Source organism: Ewingella americana ATCC 33852 (assembly GCF_000735345.1).
Taxonomy (GTDB): domain Bacteria; phylum Pseudomonadota; class Gammaproteobacteria; order Enterobacterales; family Enterobacteriaceae; genus Ewingella; species Ewingella americana.
Map to the genome: position 1 here is coordinate 289,181 of NZ_JMPJ01000065.1, position 17,962 is coordinate 307,142.

19 protein-coding genes are annotated in these 17,962 nt (G+C 55.8%); 10 read left to right on the top strand and 9 right to left on the bottom strand.

Features of this window, described 5'->3' with window-relative positions:
• Nucleotides 1–9 precede the first annotated feature (9 nt).
• Nucleotides 10–651, bottom strand: coding sequence for a cytochrome b/b6 domain-containing protein (locus tag GEAM_RS15735; RefSeq protein ID WP_084674135.1), 642 nt, complete (start codon nt 649–651; stop codon nt 10–12).
• A 154-nt stretch (nt 652–805) separates the two neighbouring features.
• On the opposite strand from GEAM_RS15735, the gene GEAM_RS15740 reads away from it, so the two are divergent.
• Nucleotides 806–1,528: a response regulator transcription factor gene (locus GEAM_RS15740; protein ID WP_034793240.1), complete on the top strand. Its 723-nt coding sequence runs from the start codon at nt 806–808 to the stop codon at nt 1,526–1,528.
• A 3-nt stretch (nt 1,529–1,531) separates the two neighbouring features.
• Nucleotides 1,532–2,998: a sensor histidine kinase gene (locus tag GEAM_RS15745; RefSeq protein ID WP_034793243.1), complete on the top strand. Its 1,467-nt coding sequence runs from the start codon at nt 1,532–1,534 to the stop codon at nt 2,996–2,998.
• A gap of 4 nt (nt 2,999–3,002) precedes the next feature.
• On the opposite strand, the gene GEAM_RS15750 is transcribed toward GEAM_RS15745, so the two are convergent.
• From GEAM_RS15750 to GEAM_RS15760, 3 genes are all read right to left on the bottom strand, one after another.
• The gene (locus GEAM_RS15750) at nt 3,003–3,515 is read right to left on the bottom strand and encodes a DUF5384 family protein (protein ID WP_034793245.1); all 513 of its coding nucleotides are present in this window, start codon (nt 3,513–3,515) and stop codon (nt 3,003–3,005) included.
• A gap of 3 nt (nt 3,516–3,518) precedes the next feature.
• Nucleotides 3,519–4,043, bottom strand: a complete 525-nt coding sequence (locus tag GEAM_RS15755) for a hypothetical protein (RefSeq protein WP_034793246.1) — start codon at nt 4,041–4,043, stop codon at nt 3,519–3,521.
• A gap of 175 nt (nt 4,044–4,218) precedes the next feature.
• Entirely contained in the window at nt 4,219–5,106 is an 888-nt protein-coding gene (locus GEAM_RS15760; protein WP_034793248.1) for a LysR family transcriptional regulator, read from the bottom strand.
• A 116-nt stretch (nt 5,107–5,222) separates the two neighbouring features.
• Here GEAM_RS15760 and GEAM_RS15765 point away from each other — a divergent pair, with 116 nt between their 5' ends.
• The gene (locus tag GEAM_RS15765) at nt 5,223–6,734 is read left to right on the top strand and encodes an MFS transporter (protein WP_034793251.1); all 1,512 of its coding nucleotides are present in this window, start codon (nt 5,223–5,225) and stop codon (nt 6,732–6,734) included.
• On the opposite strand, the gene GEAM_RS15770 is transcribed toward GEAM_RS15765, so the two are convergent.
• Nucleotides 6,731–7,534 (bottom strand): YdcF family protein, encoded by an 804-nt coding sequence (locus GEAM_RS15770; RefSeq protein WP_034793254.1) that lies wholly within the window; start codon nt 7,532–7,534, stop codon nt 6,731–6,733. The two genes, GEAM_RS15765 and GEAM_RS15770, sit on opposite strands and share 4 nt — an antisense overlap.
• 520 nt (nt 7,535–8,054) lie before the next feature.
• Here GEAM_RS15770 and GEAM_RS15775 point away from each other — a divergent pair.
• From GEAM_RS15775 to GEAM_RS15800, 6 genes are all read left to right on the top strand, one after another.
• The gene (locus GEAM_RS15775; RefSeq protein WP_034793256.1) at nt 8,055–8,606 is read left to right on the top strand and encodes a Csu type fimbrial protein; all 552 of its coding nucleotides are present in this window, start codon (nt 8,055–8,057) and stop codon (nt 8,604–8,606) included.
• Between the two features lie 63 nt (nt 8,607–8,669).
• Nucleotides 8,670–9,188 carry a Csu type fimbrial protein gene (locus GEAM_RS15780; protein WP_034793257.1) on the top strand — a complete coding sequence of 173 codons (519 nt, stop codon included), beginning with the start codon at nt 8,670–8,672 and terminating at the stop codon, nt 9,186–9,188.
• Nucleotides 9,189–9,200: 12 nt separating this feature from the next.
• Nucleotides 9,201–9,743, top strand: a complete 543-nt coding sequence (locus GEAM_RS15785; protein ID WP_034793259.1) for a Csu type fimbrial protein — start codon at nt 9,201–9,203, stop codon at nt 9,741–9,743.
• A gap of 18 nt (nt 9,744–9,761) precedes the next feature.
• On the top strand, nt 9,762–10,559 hold the full coding sequence (locus tag GEAM_RS15790; protein WP_034793269.1) for a fimbrial biogenesis chaperone: 798 nt from the start codon (nt 9,762–9,764) through the stop codon (nt 10,557–10,559).
• A gap of 17 nt (nt 10,560–10,576) precedes the next feature.
• Nucleotides 10,577–13,162 (top strand): fimbria/pilus outer membrane usher protein, encoded by a 2,586-nt coding sequence (locus GEAM_RS15795; RefSeq protein ID WP_051899546.1) that lies wholly within the window; start codon nt 10,577–10,579, stop codon nt 13,160–13,162.
• Entirely contained in the window at nt 13,159–14,121 is a 963-nt protein-coding gene (locus GEAM_RS15800) for a Csu type fimbrial protein (RefSeq protein ID WP_034793272.1), read from the top strand. The genes GEAM_RS15795 and GEAM_RS15800 overlap by 4 nt, the downstream gene beginning before the upstream one ends.
• A 54-nt stretch (nt 14,122–14,175) precedes the next feature.
• Here the strand turns inward: GEAM_RS15800 and GEAM_RS15805 are convergent, their stop codons facing one another.
• On the bottom strand, nt 14,176–14,655 hold the full coding sequence (locus GEAM_RS15805) for a cold-shock protein (protein ID WP_034793275.1): 480 nt from the start codon (nt 14,653–14,655) through the stop codon (nt 14,176–14,178).
• Between the two features lie 84 nt (nt 14,656–14,739).
• On the bottom strand, nt 14,740–15,399 hold the full coding sequence (gene alkB, locus GEAM_RS15810) for a DNA oxidative demethylase AlkB (RefSeq protein WP_034793278.1): 660 nt from the start codon (nt 15,397–15,399) through the stop codon (nt 14,740–14,742).
• Nucleotides 15,400–15,516: 117 nt separating this feature from the next.
• Between alkB and GEAM_RS15815 the strand changes: the two genes are divergently transcribed.
• Nucleotides 15,517–16,335 (top strand): shikimate 5-dehydrogenase, encoded by an 819-nt coding sequence (locus GEAM_RS15815; protein WP_034793281.1) that lies wholly within the window; start codon nt 15,517–15,519, stop codon nt 16,333–16,335.
• A gap of 81 nt (nt 16,336–16,416) precedes the next feature.
• On the opposite strand, the gene exbD is transcribed toward GEAM_RS15815, so the two are convergent.
• Together exbD and exbB are read right to left on the bottom strand one after the other, a co-directional pair.
• A complete protein-coding gene (exbD, locus tag GEAM_RS15820) occupies nt 16,417–16,848 on the bottom strand; it encodes a TonB system transport protein ExbD (RefSeq protein ID WP_034793284.1) in 432 nt (143 codons plus the stop codon).
• Between the two features lie 6 nt (nt 16,849–16,854).
• Nucleotides 16,855–17,784, bottom strand: coding sequence for a tol-pal system-associated acyl-CoA thioesterase (exbB, locus tag GEAM_RS15825; protein WP_100937053.1), 930 nt, complete (start codon nt 17,782–17,784; stop codon nt 16,855–16,857).
• Between the last annotated feature and the right edge of the window lie 178 nt (nt 17,785–17,962).

The window sequence follows — 17,962 nt, forward strand, 5'->3', positions numbered from 1 at the left end:
GACCTTTCCTCAGCGTCCGCGCAGCATCGCCAGCAGCGTTTTCGGCACCAGCGCCACCATCACCAAATGCACGGCAACAAATCCCACCAGCGAAGCCATCGCGAAAAAATGCACCACGCGGGCCGTGTCAACCCCCCCTAACAACTCTCTGAGCAGGGGAAACTGCACCGACTTCCACACCACCAGCCCTGACAGCACCAGCACGATGCCGTCGAGCATGACGAAGACATAGGCCGCGCGCTGCACCATGTTGTAGTGGCGCAAATCGGCGTGAGCCAGCTTGCCGCGCAGCGCCGCGCTTAAGTCTCGCAGCACGCCCCTTGGGGTCAGCGGCCAGAATTTGCGTTTCATCCGGCCAGTGACAATATTCATCAGCAGGTAAAACACGCCGTTAAAACCAAACAGCCACATTCCGGCGAAGTGCCACTGTAAGCCGCCTCCCAGCCAGCCGCCGAGGGTCAGGCTGCGGGAAAATTCAAAATCAAACAGTGGCGAGGCGTTATAAATTTGCCAGCCGCTGGTGACCATAATCAGCACCGCCAGCGCATTCAGCCAGTGGCACAGACGCAGCCACAATGGGTGGACAATCTCTGTCTTGGCCTTGTTTTGCTGCGGCTCACTCTGCGGTGAGAAGTCGGTATGTAGTGTCATTTTTTGTTTCTCACTCGCCCTGTCGATGAAGCCAGTATTGAGCGGATTTGTTCCCCAAGACCTCACGCAAAGTTAAATAAAATGTGATAACTCTGAGTAAGCCGCTTGTGTAGACTGCTACTCATACCCTCCCCTCCCCGCAGGCTCGACAGAGATGGAAAAACCCAAAAAGATTTTGATCGTGGAAGACGACAGCAACATCGCCGAGCTGCTCAATCTGCATTTACGCGATGAAGGCTATGAAATAACTCACGCCGCCGATGGCAATCTGGGCGTCGCGCATTTAGAGAAAGGCGGCTGGGACGCGCTGATTCTGGACCTGATGCTGCCCGGCGTTGACGGACTGGAGATTTGCCGCCGCGCCCGCAACATGACGCGCTACACGCCGATCATCATCATCAGCGCCCGTTCCAGCGAAGTGCATCGCGTGTTGGGGCTGGAACTGGGTGCCGACGACTATTTGGCGAAACCCTTCTCTATGCTGGAGTTGGTGGCGCGGGTCAAAGCGCTGTTCCGCCGTCAGGAAGCCATGAGCCGCAATATGAAGATGGACGCCGGAACTCTGAGCTTCTCCGGGCTGGTCATTGACCCGATTGCCCGCGAAGTGGCGTTGAACCAGCAGCCGGTAGAACTGACGCCGCGCGAGTTCGATCTGCTTTACTTCTTCGCCAAAAATCCCGGCAAGGTGTTCTCGCGCCTGAGCCTGCTCAATCAGGTGTGGGGCTATCAGCATGAAGGCTATGAACACACGGTGAACACCCATATCAACCGGCTGCGTATCAAGATTGAAAGCAACCCGGCGGAGCCAGAGCGCATCCTGACCGTCTGGGGAAAAGGCTATAAATTCACGTCGTCAGCGGAAGACGCGCAAGGATAAATCATGAGTAAAATGACGCTTTCGCAACGACTTACGCTGGTTTTTATTCTGCTGCTGCTGGCCTGCTCGGTGATTTCTGGGGTGATGCAAGTGCGCTCCAGCGACAGATTCAGTCAGGCGGTTATTCAACGTTTGTCTGCCAATTTAGCAACGCAGATTGCCGCCAATAACCCCTTACTGAGCCAGAACGGCTTAGATCCCAACGCGGTACACAACCTGTTTAACCAGCTGATGGCGGTGAACCCGAGCGTTGAGGTTTACCTGCTCGACAGTGAAGGCGACATCGTCGGCAACGCGGCGCCTGCGGGAAAACTGCTGCGCCAGAAGATAGATTTAACGCCCGTTCACGAGCTGCTTAACGGTAAAACCATGCCAGTGTATGGCGACAACCCGCGCACCACCGACCAGCGGCAGGTGTTTAGCGCCGCACCGCTCAAATCCAATGGCGTGCTCAAAGGCTATGTCTACATCGTGCTGCTGGGTGACGACTACACGGCGCTGGCCAGTAAGGCGGAGTACCAGTCGGCCATTTATATGGCGGTGCGGTCTATGGGGATGGTGGTGCTGTTTGGCCTGCTGGCCGGGGCGCTGGCCTTCCGCTGGGTCACGCGACCGGTGCGTAAACTCACGTCGCAAATCGCCAAGCTGGACGATGGCGGCATGGAGGCGATTCAGGCGTTAGCGAAAACCCAGCCGCCGGTCGGGCAGCAGAAAGATGAAGTGGCGCAGTTGCAGCAGGCGTTTGTCGGGCTGGCAAAACGCATTGACCAGCAGTGGCAGAGCCTGACCGCGCAGGACCAGCAGCGCCGCGAGTTTATCGCCAATATTTCGCACGATCTGCGCACTCCGCTGACCTCGCTGCATGGCTATCTGGAAACCTTGTCGATGAAGGCAGACCGCCTGAGCGGCGACGAGCGCCAGCGTTATCTCGACATCGCCCTCGCCCAGAGCCGCAAAGTGGGGCGGCTGGCACAGGAGCTGTTCGAGCTGGCGCGACTGGAATATGGCGTGGTGAAACCGCAGAAAGAGCCGTTCTCACTGTGCGAGCTGGTGCAGGATGTGTTCCAGAAATTCGAGCTCGCCGCCGAGGCGCGCGGCCAGAAACTCAATGCCGACATTATGCCGGATATTCCGCTGGTGAACGCCGACTTGGGGATGATTGAACGGGTGCTGACCAACCTGCTAGACAACGCCCTGCGCCACACGCCAGAGGGCGGCACCATCAATGTCCGCCTGTGGAAACAGGCTCACGAAGTGATGGTGCAGGTGAATGACAGCGGGCCGGGCATTGCGCCAGAGTTAAAAGCTAATCTTTTTGTACGGCCTTCAATTCTGAGCACCAATAAACACCGCGCAGGGGGCCTCGGCCTGATGATTGTGCGCCGCATTTTGCAACTGCACGGCAGCGATATCGAACTGCTCGACCAGCCGCACAGCGGCGCCAGCTTCCAGTTCGCGGTGCCGCTTTAGTCGGTTAGTTAAACCATTTACCGGCTTTGGTTTCCAGCGCTTTCCCTTGGCTGGTCATCAAGGCCTTGTTTCCCTCGGCATTATCACGGTTGGCATCAGCCTGCGACTGAATCACATCGGTTTCAGCTGCCTGCTTTTTCAAGTCCTGTGTAAGAAACTCATCATTACGCTGGGTTCGCCCCGCTAATTGTTGGACTTCAAGCTTACCTTTTTCAACCTGCAACTGACGAAGCTGATCCTGATAAGCCTGATCCCGCGCTTTATCTTTTAGGCGCTCGACTTCACGCGCGTGAGCACGGGCATTCGCCGCCGCAATTCTGCGGTTGCGCTCTTTGATATATTGCTCGTAATGATACTCCCGCTCCTGCTGATAATATTCCCAACGCGCTTGCTCCTCTGATTGCCCCTGCTGTTCAGCTTGCGCGACATCAGATAATTGTTGTTGTAACGTCGCCGCGTGAGAAATAAGGGGGAATGCGGTACCAAAAATAAATCCAAACAATAGGATATTCTTCATGGTCTATTCCTTATTCATACTATTAGCGCATACGTTATTCGGCTGAATACGAGTTTCATTGCTCTTAGTGGAAATAACCATTGCTAAGCCCGGAGAGAATTGACAGGCGTATCCCATTTGTACTGAGGTATAAATTCGCGTGTCGTCTTTGTAGGTTAACGATACGCCTTCTACATATTTTTTATCGTTAACTGATGTACCCGTTAATGCGCCCACGGCCCCGCCGACTAATACACCGCCGGCAATCGCACCATCTGAGGTAGAGCCCAAGGCAGCTCCGACTACGCCCCCTGCTACTGCGCCGATGATCAAACCTACAGTAACTGCCGTATTCCTATTATCCGTGTTATCCACCACGACCTTAGCGGGTAATACGGAAATAATGTTGATCGTTTTTGCTTCTTGTCGGGTATTAAGTTGTGAAGTAGTAAAAACGTCAGCTTGATAATTATTCGCATCAGACTGACAGCCAGAGAGAAATAATATAGAGAGCAATGTGCTCGCTACTAAGCTGCGTTGAAGTGGCATAACCTTTCCCTGTGTATGTTGTTAAGGGAGAGAATACGCCGAGGCGGTAAAATATAAAGTCAGGAATTGTAATCGCTCTTACGCTTTCTTAACGCTATTTCCATTATTTGTGAAAATAAGCCATTTCTTCACTGACATTATCTTCACAATATACTTCAGAATTATCTGAATCTATTTATTGATCCACCAAGATCTGTTTCTCAGTCAGGAAATCGATAAAGACGCGGACCTTGGGCAACATATGACGGCTGCTTGGCCAGACAATGGAAAACTTGCCGTCGTCATATAAATAGTCACTGAGAACGGATTTCAGCACTCCGGTTTTTAGCTGTTCGCGTACCAGAAACTCGGGGATATAGGCAATGCCGACGCCGTGCAACACGGCCTGAAGCAGCGCTTCCAGATTATTACTGCTCACCACTACCGGCAGCTCTAACGCCATATCACTGCGAATATCCCACGGCTGAATCTGCCCGCTGCCCGGAAAACGGTAGCGCAGGCAGGCGTGCTGGGCCAAGTCCTGCGGGTTATGAGGTTCGGGATGTCGGGCGAAATAGTCCTTGCTGCCGACAATAACAAAATGGAAAGGCCCGAGGCGGCGTGACATCAATTGCGAAGTCGGCAGGTCGCCGCTGCGCACCGCGACGTCAATGCCTTCGGCAATCAGGTCTACCATGCGATCGCTGAAATCGAGTTCAAGCTCAACCTGCGGATAACATTGCATAAATTCCGCCAAATACGGCAGCAGCATGCGATAGCCAATGGCTGGCATGGTGACTCGCAGCTTGCCGCGCGGCTCGGCGGAAACACGTGATAACTCCTGCTCTGCCTCCTCCATCTGCGCCACGATTTGCTGGCAACGCTCGAAAAACAGCTGGCCTTCGTCAGTCAGGCTAATGCGCCGCGTACTGCGGTTGAACAGCCGCACGCCGAGTCTCTCTTCCAGTCGCGCCACGCTTTTACCGATGGCCGAGGCAGAGATCCCCATGCTCTCGCCCGCCGCCGCAAAGCTTTGATGCTGCGCCGCACGCACGAATGCCAACATGCCGTTTAGGTTTTCCATCTTCACTCCGCGTGGTGATTAGAGCCATTTTGTCCGCAATCTACGGACTTTAAGCCCATTTCGGCAAAATTGCAGACATTTTATCATCCTTGGACTATTCATCTTCGGAGAAGGCCATGAGTCCATCTAACCAAACCAAGGGCGGGCAACTGAGCGTGTTATTCACCGTCTGCCTCGCGGCGCTGATTTTGCCACTCAACTTTGTCAGCGGCGCGGTGGCGACCCCGGCGATTGCCCGCGAGCTAGGCGGCAGCGCGCAGGCGCTAAGCTGGATAACAAACGCCTTTATGCTCAGCTTCGGCTGCTTTTTGATGGCGGCGGGCACGCTGGCCGATGAGTTTGGCCGCAAAAAAGTATTTGTGATTGGCGTGGCGGGCTTTGCCCTGCTCTCTTTGCTGCAAAGCTTTAGCAGCAGCCTGCTGTGGATTGACCTACTGCGCGGCGCGCAGGGTGTGGCGGCGGCGGCCGCGCTGGCGGGAGGCTCGGCGGCTTTGGCGCAAGAGTTTGACGGCCCGGCGCGCACCCGCGCGTTCAGCCTGCTCGGCACCAGTTTTGGCGTCGGTCTGGCCTTTGGGCCTTTCTTGGCGGGACTGCTTATCGCCCACTTCGGCTGGCGTTCGGTGTTTTATTCCGCCACGGTGATTGCTCTGCTGGCCCTGTTAACCGGCGCATCCAGAATGCGCGAATCCCGCAACCCTGACGCCACCGGTATCGACTGGCCCGGCACGTTGACCTTCACCCTGATGCTGGCTTTACTGACTTGGGCACTGATGGCTATTCCGCAATATGGCCTGCAAAGCCTGCCAGTGCTGGGTTTGCTGTTCGGTGCTGCCCTGCTGCTGGCGCTGTTTATTGCGGTTGAACTGCGCGTGCGCAATCCGATGCTCGACCTGTCGCTGTTCCGTTTCCCACGTTTTATTGGCGTTCAGGCACTGCCGCTGGCTACCGGATTCTGTTTTGTGGTGCTGCTGGTCATTCTGCCGATGCAGTTTATCGGCATCATGCAGATGAGCGAGGAGCAGGCTGGGTTAATGATGATGGCGCTCTCCCTGCCGATGCTGGCCGTGCCGCTGATTGCCGCCAGCCTGACGCGCTGGGTCAGCCCCGGCCTTTTGTGCAGCGCGGGTTTGTTGGTCGCCACCCTTGGGCTGTGGTGGTTAAGCCTTGCCGTCGAGGCGCAAAACGCCGGGCAGATGATCCTGCCGATGCTGGTCATTGGTCTTGGAGTAGGCGTGCCTTGGGGATTGATGGACGGGCTGTCGGTCAGCGTGGTTCCCAAGGAGCGCGCGGGCATGGCGACGGGGATTTTTAGCACCACCCGCGTAGCAGGCGAAGGGCTTTCGCTGGCTACCGTCGGCGCGCTGCTGGCGGCTTTCGCCCAGAGCGGGCTAAGCCAACACTTTTCAAGCCAGAGCCTGAGTGATGCCAGCCAGCGTCTGGCGACCGGCGATTTAACTCAGGCTCTACGCCTACTCCCGCAGGCCAACACCGCCCAACTGCAACAGATTTACGCCGCCGCCCTTCACCACGTCCTGCTCAGTCTGGCGGCGATCACCCTGCTGTCTGCCATCGTGGTGATGGTGGCGATGGCGGGGAAAGAAACGACGACAGAGGTCGCAGAGGTTTAAAACGACCGATCCCCATGACTTTCACCCAATAGCGGGAGCAGTCGCGCGTAGGCTTCTTCCAGTTCGGGGGAGATGTCGACGGCGGCGATAAAATCTTTGCCGCGCGGGCCGTAGCCTTGCGGGGTATTGCGCAGGCGGGGGATCTCACCCAATAGCAGCGAAGCGAAGCGCGGCCATGACCACAGGCTGTGCTGCGTTTCGCCTGCGTAGTGGAGTTCTTCTGCCAGCTTGTCGAGCTGCGGCACAAAGGTCGGCCAGTTGATGAATTCCACCTCTGGCCGGTCCTGCCAGACTTTGCGGAAACTGGCGTCGGTGCGCCGCTGCATCAGCGGATCTTGGGTCAGAATAATGCGCGATGAGCCGTCTCCCGCCAGATCCAGCACCCGCCGAGCCTGCGTGGCGTTGTCGCCGCAGTTGGTGGAGAGCGTCTCCAGAAGCAGTTTGGCGGGATCGATGGCGAAGAAGTTGATAGCGATATCATGCAGGATTTCTGCCTCGCTGCGCCCTTCGGTGGCAATCGATGCATACTGCGGATGGTTTTTTACCGCCTGATAGAGCAACTCGGTCGAATGACCAATCCCTCCCGCGATCAGAATTTTACTCACAGCACCGCTGGCGAGAGCAGCAAAGGCACTTTCGGCGACCGGCAAAATCGCGTTGCCAAGCAAAATCAGCAGAGGTGCCTGATAACGGGACAGCTCGCTGGGTGAAGCGCCGTCGGTTTGATCAAAAGCCAAAAATTGCGCCAGTGCATTAATGTCGGCCAGTCGGCTGGCTGTATACGATTCAGCTAAAGACATAAAAATCTCATCGGGTTGTAAGCAGAGCAAAACGCGATGTTATCAGACAGTAAAATTTATCTGTAAACACCTGAATCTCTGATGTTTTGGACATAATTCAATCAGTTGGACAACAAGTGATCTTTAGTAAATTAGTGTTACATAAATCAAATTAAGACTACTCTTAGGTTTAAATATCCAAATATTTCAATTTATCAGTATTTACACCCACTAAATGTGAAAATTCAGATTTTTCTATCTTTTTGCCAAAAGTGCTAAAAAGTTCTCCTTAAGTTAAATTTATTAACTTATATTTAACTCAATTATAAGAAACTTCTTATGAATTGATTAAAAGATCTGCTCATTTTCTAATCAAAAAACACTGAAAAACGCAGTGATAAATCTCCAAAAGTGAGATCGAGGCAGCGCCTCAACCTGATGACTTTTTTTTTATTTTTTAAATGTTATCGCCAGAGAAATTACACATGCAAACGCCTTTGCATGCACACACAGCACGAGTTAGTTGTTATTGGGAGTCATCATGGACGTAAAAAATCAATCATTACTGGGTTTAATCACCGCAGCTTTACTCACCCTTCCTCTGGGTGCGCAGGCGGCAGGCACACTGACAGGTCAAGTTGGTGTTCAACTAATCATCAGCACTGGTTGTACTGTCGGAAACGGCTCCACTACAGGCGGCACCAACCAGTGGGGTACTTTGAACTTTGGTAACTACGCCGATTTAACCAGCATTATCAATGGTACCGTCACCGGCACCAACGGCAGTGCGGTGACAATCACCTGTAGTACTGGCCTGACACCTTCACTTTCGCTCAATGGCGGGCTGGCAGCAACCGGCGCAGTACGCGCAATGACCTTTGATGCCAACAAAATCTCCTATCGCCTCTATTCTGACGCCGCGCGTACTACTGAAATTGGCATCAATACGCCGATCGCGTTAACCACGGGCACCACCGCGCAGAATATCCCAATCTATGGTCGCGTGTTACCTGGCGACCAAACGGGCGCTGGCGGCACCGCTCCTCCAGCTGGAACCTATAACGATACCGTAGTCGCCACTATTTCCTGGTAATAGCTTATTGAGTCAGGGCCGTTCGCGGCCCTGAACCTACTGCCATTCAAGGAAGGAAAGACCATGGATATCAAGGCGCTGTTGTTGCTGCCCCTTCGCTGTATGCTCCTGATGCCAGCACTACTCTCAACCAGCCATGCGGCCACGATTGGGGTAACGGCTACCCTGCTTCCTGCCTGTAGCGCGGGCACAACCTCTGGCGGTTCAACCACTTTCGGCACCTTGAGCTTTGGCAATTATGCCAGTTTGAGCAGCATTATTAGCGCCACCAGCGCCCAGCTGGCGGGTTCGATTCGCGTCAACTGCATCAATGGCCTGAGCTACAAAATTCTGATGGACGGGGGCAACAGTGGCAATGTGAACAGCCGCAATATGGTCAACACCAGCAATGCCGCGCTGAAGGTGCTTTATAACCTCTATACCAGCGCGACCTTCGCCACTATCTGGGATAACACCACTGGCCTGAGTGACATCGGCAATGGCGCCGATCAATGGCATACCGTTTATGGTCGAGTACCAGTACAAACCACGCCTGCCGCGGGAACTTATCAAGATACGGTCAATGTTACGGTCAGTTGGTAACGGAGGCTGAATATGATCATTAGGTCTTCGACGCCGTTTCATCTGCTACTGCTGCTGTCCGTTCTGGCTTGCCCAAACGCACAGGCGGCAACGGCAAACTCATCTTTTACCGTCAATGCCACCATTGTCAGTGGCTGCGCGTTTGGTAATTCACTTGCTACGCCAATCACCAACCTCGGCACCATCAATTTTGGCTCGATGTCTTCCATCACCAATAACGTTGACGTCACCAGCGCCAGCGGGACAGGCAGCATTGTCGTGACCTGCACCACCGGCGCCAACGTCACCATTGCTATCGATTACGGCGTTAATGGCGGCACCTCAACGGGTCGCTTTATGGCGAACACCAGCAATGCCGCGCAAAAACTGCGTTATCAGCTTTATCAGGATTCAGGACGAAGCCAAGTATGGGGGACCGGCACGCTGGCGCGGACCATCAACAATTTCCCGGCAACCACCCAAACCTATCCGGTGTATGCACGATTATTTGCCGTGACCCCATTACCCTCAGCGGGAACCTATAGCGATACGGTCACTGTTACCTTAACTTATTGAATCATCAGGAAATGAACTATGTATCGAACTTTATTACGCGCACTGATTAGTTTGCTTTCACTGAGCCTGTTTTTGGTGGCGGCTCCCGGCTGGGCCGCCAGTTCGGTACTGGTGTGGCCGGTGTATCAAATCATCGAGTCTGACCAAAACGGCTCGGCGCTGTGGTTGGAAAACCGTGGCGCAGCGCCAGTTTCCCTGCAAGTCCGCGTGCTGGCGTGGAAACAGGAAAACTTCAACGAGCGCTATGCGGACCAAAATGACGTGGTCGCCAGCCCGCCTTTCGCCACCGTCGCTCCCGGCCAGCGCCAGCTGATTCGCTTGATTCGTAATACCCAAGTCGCGCCGAAGACCGAAAAAGCGTTTCGCATCATCATCGACGAAATTCCTTCGCCATTGCAGCCTTCCGAGCAGGGTAAAGAGAAAGCCGTGGTCGGGTTGCAGCTGCAAATGCGCTATTTGCTGCCGCTGTTCCTTGACGGTGAAGGCATCTGGACCAATGAACGTGCTGATATCAAACGCAATCTGGCGGATGCCACCAAGCCAGTTCTTACATGGAGCATTGAGAGCGGCGGCGGCAAGTCCTTCCTGAGAATTCGCAATACTGGCGTGGTTCACGCGCGCCTGAGCAACGTCTTCTGGTCAATGACTGGCGACGCCAAGCGCGGGGTTAAAGCCATGACTACCGGCTTTATGGGCTATGTGTTGCCGGGGCAAGAGATGCGCTGGCCGGTGCCTGCGGGAGTGATCCCCGGCGGGCAGCTCAATGCGCAAATCGCTGATAATGCTGAACCTATTGTGATCCCTCGCGGCGAATAATCCCGGAGCCGCAACCCATGGAAACCAGAGGTTTCGCCCTGAGGACGGGGCTATTGGCTTACCAGGTAGCGTGCCACACGGCGCGCCGCACGGTTCGCCACGGTATCACGCTGATGTATGCCAGCGGTATGAGCCTACTGCTGCTGCCCCAGTGCGGACAGGCAGCGGAGTATGACTCCCTGCCCGCCGCGCCGCGCGCGCTGCCCACGCAGGCGGAGGCGACCTATTATCTGGCGATCATGGTCAATGGTCAGACGGATAATCAGGTGGTGCCGGTGATTTTTCGTGACAACGCGTGGTTCGTTGAGTCCGGCGTGCTGGCGAAAAACCACGTGCATCTCAACGGCCAGCAGCAAGGTTTGGTTAACGTCAGCGCGCTGCCAGAGGTGAAAACCGAGTACAACTCGGCCAGCCAGCAGTTAGTGTTGAAGGTGCCGGATGCGTGGCTGCCGCAGCAAAATATCAGCGGTGACAGCTTACTGAGCTATACGCCGTCGCAGAGCAGCAACGGCCTGCTGTTCAACTATGACTCTTACTACACTGACCCACACGACGGGCCGCGTTCAATTGCCACTTGGATGGAGCAGCGGCTGTTCAGCGACGTGGGCATCCTGACCAACACCGGCACTTGGCGCTACAACATGGACACGCCGCCGGGCTTTACCGATAGCTCAACCTCTGACGGCTATATCCGCTACGACACCTACTGGCGCTACTCGGACGAGCAGAGTTTGGTCAGCTATCAGGTGGGGGATTTCGTGAGCAACTCGCTGACCTGGAGCAATTCGGCGCGCATGGGCGGCCTGCGGGTCAGCCGCAACTTCGGCGTTCGCCCGGACTTAGTGACCTATCCGCTGCTGCAATACAGCGGAACCGCCGCCGTGCCGACCACCGTCGACCTGTTCCTCAACGGCTTTAAGGCCAGTACCAATAATCTGAATTCCGGCCCCTTCACCCTGACCAACGTGCCTTATATCAACGGCGCGGGCGAGGCGACGGTGGTCACCACTGACGCCCTTGGGCGGCAGGTTTCCACCAGCGTGCCGTTTTATGTTTCCAACACCCTGTTGCGCAGCGGGCTGTCTGATTTCGACTTATCCCTTGGCGCGGTCAGGCAGAATTACGGTATCAGCAGCGGCGACTACTCCGACGCGGCTTTCAGCGGCATTTACCGCTACGGCATCACCAATTACCTGACACTTTCCAGCCACGGCGAGGCAACCAACGGGCTGGCCTTAGGCGGATTGGGGGCTGATCTGGCGGTCGGCCACTGGGGGACGCTCAGCGTTTCTGGCAGCCAGAGTCAGGCTAACCACGCGCCGCGCACTGTGGGTGAGTTTGATATCAATGGCAATAATCCGGCGAACAATGTGATTGGCGGCATACCCAATAACAGCGGCGAAATCACCAATCCGAAAGACCCCACCAGCGTTACCGAGGACAAAAGCGGCAACCAATACACGGTCGGCTACTCCTACTACTCCACCCTATTTAGCCTTTCGGCGCTGCGCTCGTCGCGCACGCCGGGCTATCAGGATTTAACCTCTTACACCAGTGATACCAGCCTGAGCCGCCGGGCCGATCAGGTGACATTCAGCACCTCGCCTTTCGGCCAGTCTAGCGGCACGGTGGGGATTGGTTATTACGACGTGGAAGCCTATGACCAGAGCCACACGCGGCTGCTCAACCTCTCTTACAGCCGCTCGCTATGGGGGCAGTCGAGCATGTTCCTGTCACTGAATAAAACCCTCAGCGACAGCGGCTACAGCGCCCAGCTTCAGTTCATCATCCCGCTGGATATGAACACCAGCATCAATGCCGGGTTGCAGCGCGACAGCGGCGGTCACTACCGCGAACAGATTGGGGCCAGCAGAACCGCGCCGACCGAGGGCGGGCTGGGGTGGAACTTGGCTTATACCGGCGGCAGCGACCCTTATCAGCAAGCCGATGCCACATGGAAAACGCGCTACGCCACCTTGCAGGGCGGGCTATATGGCGAAAGCGGCAACTACACCAACTGGGCAGACCTGAGTGGCTCGGTGGTGTTTATCGCCAATGACTTCTTCCTGTCGGACAAGATTAACGACGCGTTCATGGTGGTGGATACCGACAACTACGCCGACGTGCCGGTGATGTACGAAAACCAGAAAATGGGCAAAACCGATAAAAAAGGCCACCTGCTGATCCCAACCGTCAGCTCCTATTACCCGGCGAAGGTGGAAATTGACACCCTGCCTCTGCCTGCCGATGCCGTGGCGAATCGCGTGGTGGACAATATTTCCGTGCGCGAAGGCAGTGGCGTAGTGGTGAAGTTCCCGGTGAAACGCGAGCTTTCGGCCACCATCAAAATCAACGATATCCACGGCGAACCGCTCAAATTGGGGACAGTGGTGACCGAGCAAAACAGCCAACAAACCACGGTGTCTGGCTATGAGGGGCTGGTTTACTTCAGCAACCTTCAGCAGCACAACGTGTTAGTGATTCGGCAGGAAGATAATTCAGTTTGTCGGGTCGGCTTTGACCTGAATCTCAACCATCACAGCATTGAGCAAATTGGCCCGCTGGTTTGCAATCCCAACGCAGGGTCAGGAGGTAAGATATGAATCTACTCAGAATAGGGCTGCGCGCACTTGCCGCGCTGGCGCTGTTAGTGGTTGGCCTGCCCTCGGCCTATGCTGCCTGTTCAAGCAGTCCCGGAACAGGGAGCTTTGGCACTCTCAGCTCATTTGTGGCGGGCAGCACCGCGCAACAGGTGACGGCCACCAGCGGCTTTAAGTGCAGCGGCTCGCTGCTCTCCTTATTAAGTACCAACACGGTCACGGCCACTATTGCAACCTCAGTCAACGGTGTCGGCACTCAGGCAGCAATGCTCGGGCCGAACGGCGTAAAACTGCCTTATCAGATTTGTCAGGACAACGGCTGCGGCACGGTGGTGAACCTTGGCAGTTCGACCACGTGGAGCAGCACCACGCTGCTCGGCCTGCTGGGCTTATTCAACGCCAGCGACGGCTCGCTGCCGCTCTATCTGCGCACGGTGACCGGAGTGAATTTACCGGCGGGGAGTTATAGCGATACGCTGGGGATCAACTGGACCTACCATATTTGCTTCATCGGCGTGCTGGGGCTGTGCGTCTATACCGATGGCGCTGACAGCACCACGGTGACGGTGAACATGACAGTGACCAACTTCTGCTATATCGATAACGCGCCGAATGTGAACTTTGGCTCGGCGGCCTTCCCGGCGGGGTTTGCCTCGGTGACCAACAACTCGCTGAGTATTCGCTGCACGCTGAACGCGGCTTATAGCGTCAACCTGACCAGCACGGTGCCGGGCAGCGGGCAGTATCGGCAGATGTCCTCGACCAATAATGGCGTGACCAGCTATTTGCAGTATCAAATCTTTAAAGGGGATGCATCAGTGTGGACCGCCGCGACCAATACCGCGATGACCGGCACCGGCGCGTCGCAAAACGTCGCCTATTCCGCAACGGTTAACCCGAGTCAGGCTAACCCACCGCCGGGAACTTATAGCGATACCGTGCTGGTGACAGTGACTTATTAGAGGGAAAATCATGCCCGCCGGTCAGCCGTTCGCGGCACCGGCGGGTATTCGGGCTTACAGCCCTTTGAGGATCTTCATGGTGGCGTCGACGTCGATTTCATCTTCCGAGAAGATGTAAGTGGTGTTCTGGAAGGTGGTGATGGCCAGCTTCTTCAAGGTGCGCGTCGCGGCCTTTTTCTCTTCTTCTTTAGGGCGAATGCGGTTCATCAACAGGCCAACGGACAGCACGGCATTCTCTTTGTCGACTTGTGATTCGGCGGGTACTTCTTCGCTGTAAGCCAGGAATGACTTGATGCTGGTGATTTTGATGCGTTCACCGGCAATAAAGATGTATTTGCTTTCAGGCTCGACTTTGACGGCAAACGCCGACAGGCCTTTGTTGTTAGTGGTCGGCTCGAACGTCACCACGGCATCTTTCTTGATAAGCTCGGGGTTGGTGACTTTAATCACGTGGAAATAACGGTTATCGCCGTTTTCATCTTTGATAAAGCCGAAACCTTTATCTTCAAACCAAGTTGTGATTGTCCCGTTCATCGCTCTTACCGCCTAATTAATCGTTCAATATGTCAATTTTTGCAGCGCGCAGTTTAATGCAGAATGCGTGCAAAGTCCTGTGCTTTACCGTCCAGCCGCCTTTCTAAAGGTGAGATTGAAACGATAGCCGCCGGTCAGCGGATGTTCGCCCGCTTTTAACGGCAAAATGCCGTGATAACGCAGCCGCGACGGCCCGCCCCACACCACGATATCGCCGTGAGTGAGCGTCACTCGCTGGGTTTTATCGCTGCGCTCCATGCCGCCAAACTGAAATATCGCCGGTAACCCCAGCGACACCGAGACAATCGGCGCGCCGAAGTCGTGCTCGTCTTTGTCCTGATGCAGCGACATTTTGGCCCCCGGCTGGTAACGGTTGATCAGGCAGGCGTCGGGCGCGAACCCGCCAAAGCCAGCCTGCTCGGCGGCGTCCACCGCCAAGGTGCGGAACAGCTCGGGCATCGGCGGCCAAGGCTGCTGGCTCTCCGGCGAGGTGTTCTGGTAACGATAGCCCTGACGGTCGGTAACCCAGCCGACATCGCCACAGTTGGTCATGGCGACCGACATCGCATAGCCGCCCGGCGTAGAGCGATATTGGAAAGGCACCAGACCGGCGATTCGGTCGATTTCCGCCAGCAGCGCGGTGTCGTCTCGCAGCGCGCCACCGCGCAGCACCACGGCCCCCGGCGCGAGCTCTTCCCGCCAGTGCGGGTGAAAATCTGGATGATCGAACAAGTCTAAATTCATTTTCACCTCCGATGACGTATTGATTAAGTATATAGCCTGATAAGGCTAGCGGCGGCGGGAAGCTTTGGCTAAGGTTGAAACATTACGCGTTTTAAACATCACTGATAAGGAAGGATCATGGCTCGCGAAATCAACAAGGACACTCAGCTCTGTATGTCGTTGTCCGGCCGCCCCGGCAATTTTGGCACACGCTTTCATAACTATTTGTATCAAGCTCTGGACCTGAATTTTATCTACAAAGCCTTCTCAACCCAAGATATTGAAGCCGCCGTGAAAGGCGTTCGCGCGCTGGGTATTCGCGGCTGCGCGGTGTCGATGCCGTTCAAAGAAGCCTGCATCCCCTTCCTCGACCAGCTTGACCCCTCCGCCACCGCCATTCAATCGGTTAACACCATTGTGAATGATGACGGCTTCCTGCGGGCTTACAACACCGACTACATCGCCGTGGCGAAACTGCTGGAGCAGTATCAGGTGCCGAAAGACGCGGTGTTCGCCCTGCGCGGCAGCGGCGGCATGGGCAAAGCCGTGGTGGCGGCCATTCGTGATGCCGGCTTCACCAAGGGCTATGTGATTGCCCGCAATGAGAAAAGCGGCCGCGCGCTGGCCAAAGAGTATGGCTACGAGTGGCGGAGCGAGGTTGGCGACGCCGCCGTGGACATGCTGGTTAACGTCACGCCAATCGGCATGGAAGGCGGCCCGGACGTCGACGCGCTGGCCTTCGACAAATCCGTGATTGACCGCGCCTCGGTGGTGTTCGACGTGGTGGCATCGCCGGTAGAAACCCCGCTGATTCGCTACGCGCTGGAGCAGAACAAGCAGGTGATCACCGGCGCGGAAGTCGCGGCGTTGCAGGCCGTCGAACAGTTTGTGCTGTATACCGGCAAAAGGCCGGATGACGCCCTGATTGAGAAAGCCGCGGCCCACGCGCGAGGCTAACGGACGACGAAGCATAAAAAAACCCTCTCGGATTAGGAGAGGGTTTATGGCGATGCGCTTTAGGGCAATGCGGCTTAGGCTTTACTGCGCGGCGGCAGCAGTCTGTTCGGCGCCCACCAGACCCACCTTCAGATAACCTGCTTTACGCAGCGTATCCATCACGTTCATCAGCGTTTCATAATCCACCGACTTATCAGCCTGGAAGAAAATGGTGCTTTGCTTGTTGCCCTGAGTGCGCTGGTCAAGCATGGACGTCAGATTGGCGCTGTTTACCACGTCGTCGCCCAGATAGAGCTGCTTATCAGCTTTCACCGTCAGGAACACCGGCTTTTCAGGGCGCGGCTGAGGCTTGGCGGTTGAAGCCGGTAAATCGACACGCACATCAACGGTCGCCAACGGAGCGGCCACCATGAAGATGATCAGCAACACCAACATCACGTCGATAAAAGGCGTGACGTTGATGTCATGCATTTCACCGCTTTCGTCGAGATCGTCGTTTAAACGTATGGCCATGATTAATTACCCTACGCGCAGCTGGCGGTCTGCCTGAGGACGTGGCGTCTCGCCCGCGCTCGCAGCCAAGTCCAGATCACGACCTTGCAACAGTAAAATTTGTGCAGCCACGTCACCCACCTGATGGCGGTAAGAGGCAATGGTACGCGCGAAGATGTTGTAGATAACCACCGCAGGGATTGCAGCGACCAGACCAACCGCCGTTGCCAGCAGGGCTTCGGCGATGCCCGGTGCCACAACCGCAAGGTTAGTGGTCTGAGTTTGTGCGATACCGATGAAGCTGTTCATGATGCCCCAGACGGTGCCGAACAGACCGACAAACGGAGAAATCGCCCCGATGGTCGCCAGAATACCGTTACCACGGCCCATGTGGCGGCCCGCGGCACTAACACGGCGCTCAAGGCGGAAGCTGGTGCGCTCTTTGATGCCGCCGTTGTCGGTAGAACCAGCAGACAGCTCGAGTTCGTTTTTGGCGTCACGCAGCATTTGGCTGCTGATGCTGGTGGCGGCGAAGCTTTCAGCTTCTTCAGCGGCTTCGTCTAAGGTGCGAGCACCGGCCAGCGCGGAGAACTCACGGCGCAGGCGGCGTTTGCCACTCCACACTTCCGCGCCCTTGCTGAACAGCAGAGTCCAGGTGACGACGGATGCCAGCAGCAGACCAATCATCACGGTCTTCACCACCACGTCAGCGTGGTGATACATGCCGAGCACGGAGAGATCTTTCGGGATAACCGGCACCGCGGCGGTATTGGCGGTAGGTTCAGAAGAGGTGCTAACCGGAGTGACTGCCGTTGGCGCGTCGTTGCTGTTGGTTGGAGAAGGCTGAGCTGTTTGCGTTACGGCGTTGGCCGCCGGAGAAGAAGGTGCTGCTAACGCGGTGCCACTCAGACCGGCTACCAAAACGAAGGACATCAAAGCTGACGCCACTTTTTTCATATTATTGCGAGCCGTTTTCACGCGTCGCCTCCAGCAAAAATCAGTGTTTAAGGGTAAAGACAGCCCCAAATCATATCAAACTAAAAGCCCGAATTGATAGTGGTTCTCATTATTATTTACATTATCGCGCCTTGTGCTGGCGCCGTCTTTGACTGAAAACAAGGCTTTCATACCGCTG

Bases quoted from the DNA above. Each gene is read 5' to 3' on its own strand.
- GEAM_RS15735 (WP_084674135.1), bottom strand. From the start codon at position 651: ATGACACTACATACCGACTTCTCACCGCAGAGTGAGCCGCAGCAAAAC.
- GEAM_RS15740 (WP_034793240.1), top strand. From the start codon at position 806: ATGGAAAAACCCAAAAAGATTTTGATCGTGGAAGACGACAGCAACATC.
- GEAM_RS15745 (WP_034793243.1), top strand. From the start codon at position 1,532: ATGAGTAAAATGACGCTTTCGCAACGACTTACGCTGGTTTTTATTCTG.
- GEAM_RS15750 (WP_034793245.1), bottom strand. From the start codon at position 3,515: ATGAAGAATATCCTATTGTTTGGATTTATTTTTGGTACCGCATTCCCC.
- GEAM_RS15755 (WP_034793246.1), bottom strand. From the start codon at position 4,043: ATGCCACTTCAACGCAGCTTAGTAGCGAGCACATTGCTCTCTATATTA.
- GEAM_RS15760 (WP_034793248.1), bottom strand. From the start codon at position 5,106: ATGGAAAACCTAAACGGCATGTTGGCATTCGTGCGTGCGGCGCAGCAT.
- GEAM_RS15765 (WP_034793251.1), top strand. From the start codon at position 5,223: ATGAGTCCATCTAACCAAACCAAGGGCGGGCAACTGAGCGTGTTATTC.
- GEAM_RS15770 (WP_034793254.1), bottom strand. From the start codon at position 7,534: ATGTCTTTAGCTGAATCGTATACAGCCAGCCGACTGGCCGACATTAAT.
- GEAM_RS15775 (WP_034793256.1), top strand. From the start codon at position 8,055: ATGGACGTAAAAAATCAATCATTACTGGGTTTAATCACCGCAGCTTTA.
- GEAM_RS15780 (WP_034793257.1), top strand. From the start codon at position 8,670: ATGGATATCAAGGCGCTGTTGTTGCTGCCCCTTCGCTGTATGCTCCTG.
- GEAM_RS15785 (WP_034793259.1), top strand. From the start codon at position 9,201: ATGATCATTAGGTCTTCGACGCCGTTTCATCTGCTACTGCTGCTGTCC.
- GEAM_RS15790 (WP_034793269.1), top strand. From the start codon at position 9,762: ATGTATCGAACTTTATTACGCGCACTGATTAGTTTGCTTTCACTGAGC.
- GEAM_RS15795 (WP_051899546.1), top strand. From the start codon at position 10,577: ATGGAAACCAGAGGTTTCGCCCTGAGGACGGGGCTATTGGCTTACCAG.
- GEAM_RS15800 (WP_034793272.1), top strand. From the start codon at position 13,159: ATGAATCTACTCAGAATAGGGCTGCGCGCACTTGCCGCGCTGGCGCTG.
- GEAM_RS15805 (WP_034793275.1), bottom strand. From the start codon at position 14,655: ATGAACGGGACAATCACAACTTGGTTTGAAGATAAAGGTTTCGGCTTT.
- alkB (WP_034793278.1), bottom strand. From the start codon at position 15,399: ATGAATTTAGACTTGTTCGATCATCCAGATTTTCACCCGCACTGGCGG.
- GEAM_RS15815 (WP_034793281.1), top strand. From the start codon at position 15,517: ATGGCTCGCGAAATCAACAAGGACACTCAGCTCTGTATGTCGTTGTCC.
- exbD (WP_034793284.1), bottom strand. From the start codon at position 16,848: ATGGCCATACGTTTAAACGACGATCTCGACGAAAGCGGTGAAATGCAT.
- exbB (WP_100937053.1), bottom strand. From the start codon at position 17,784: ATGAAAAAAGTGGCGTCAGCTTTGATGTCCTTCGTTTTGGTAGCCGGT.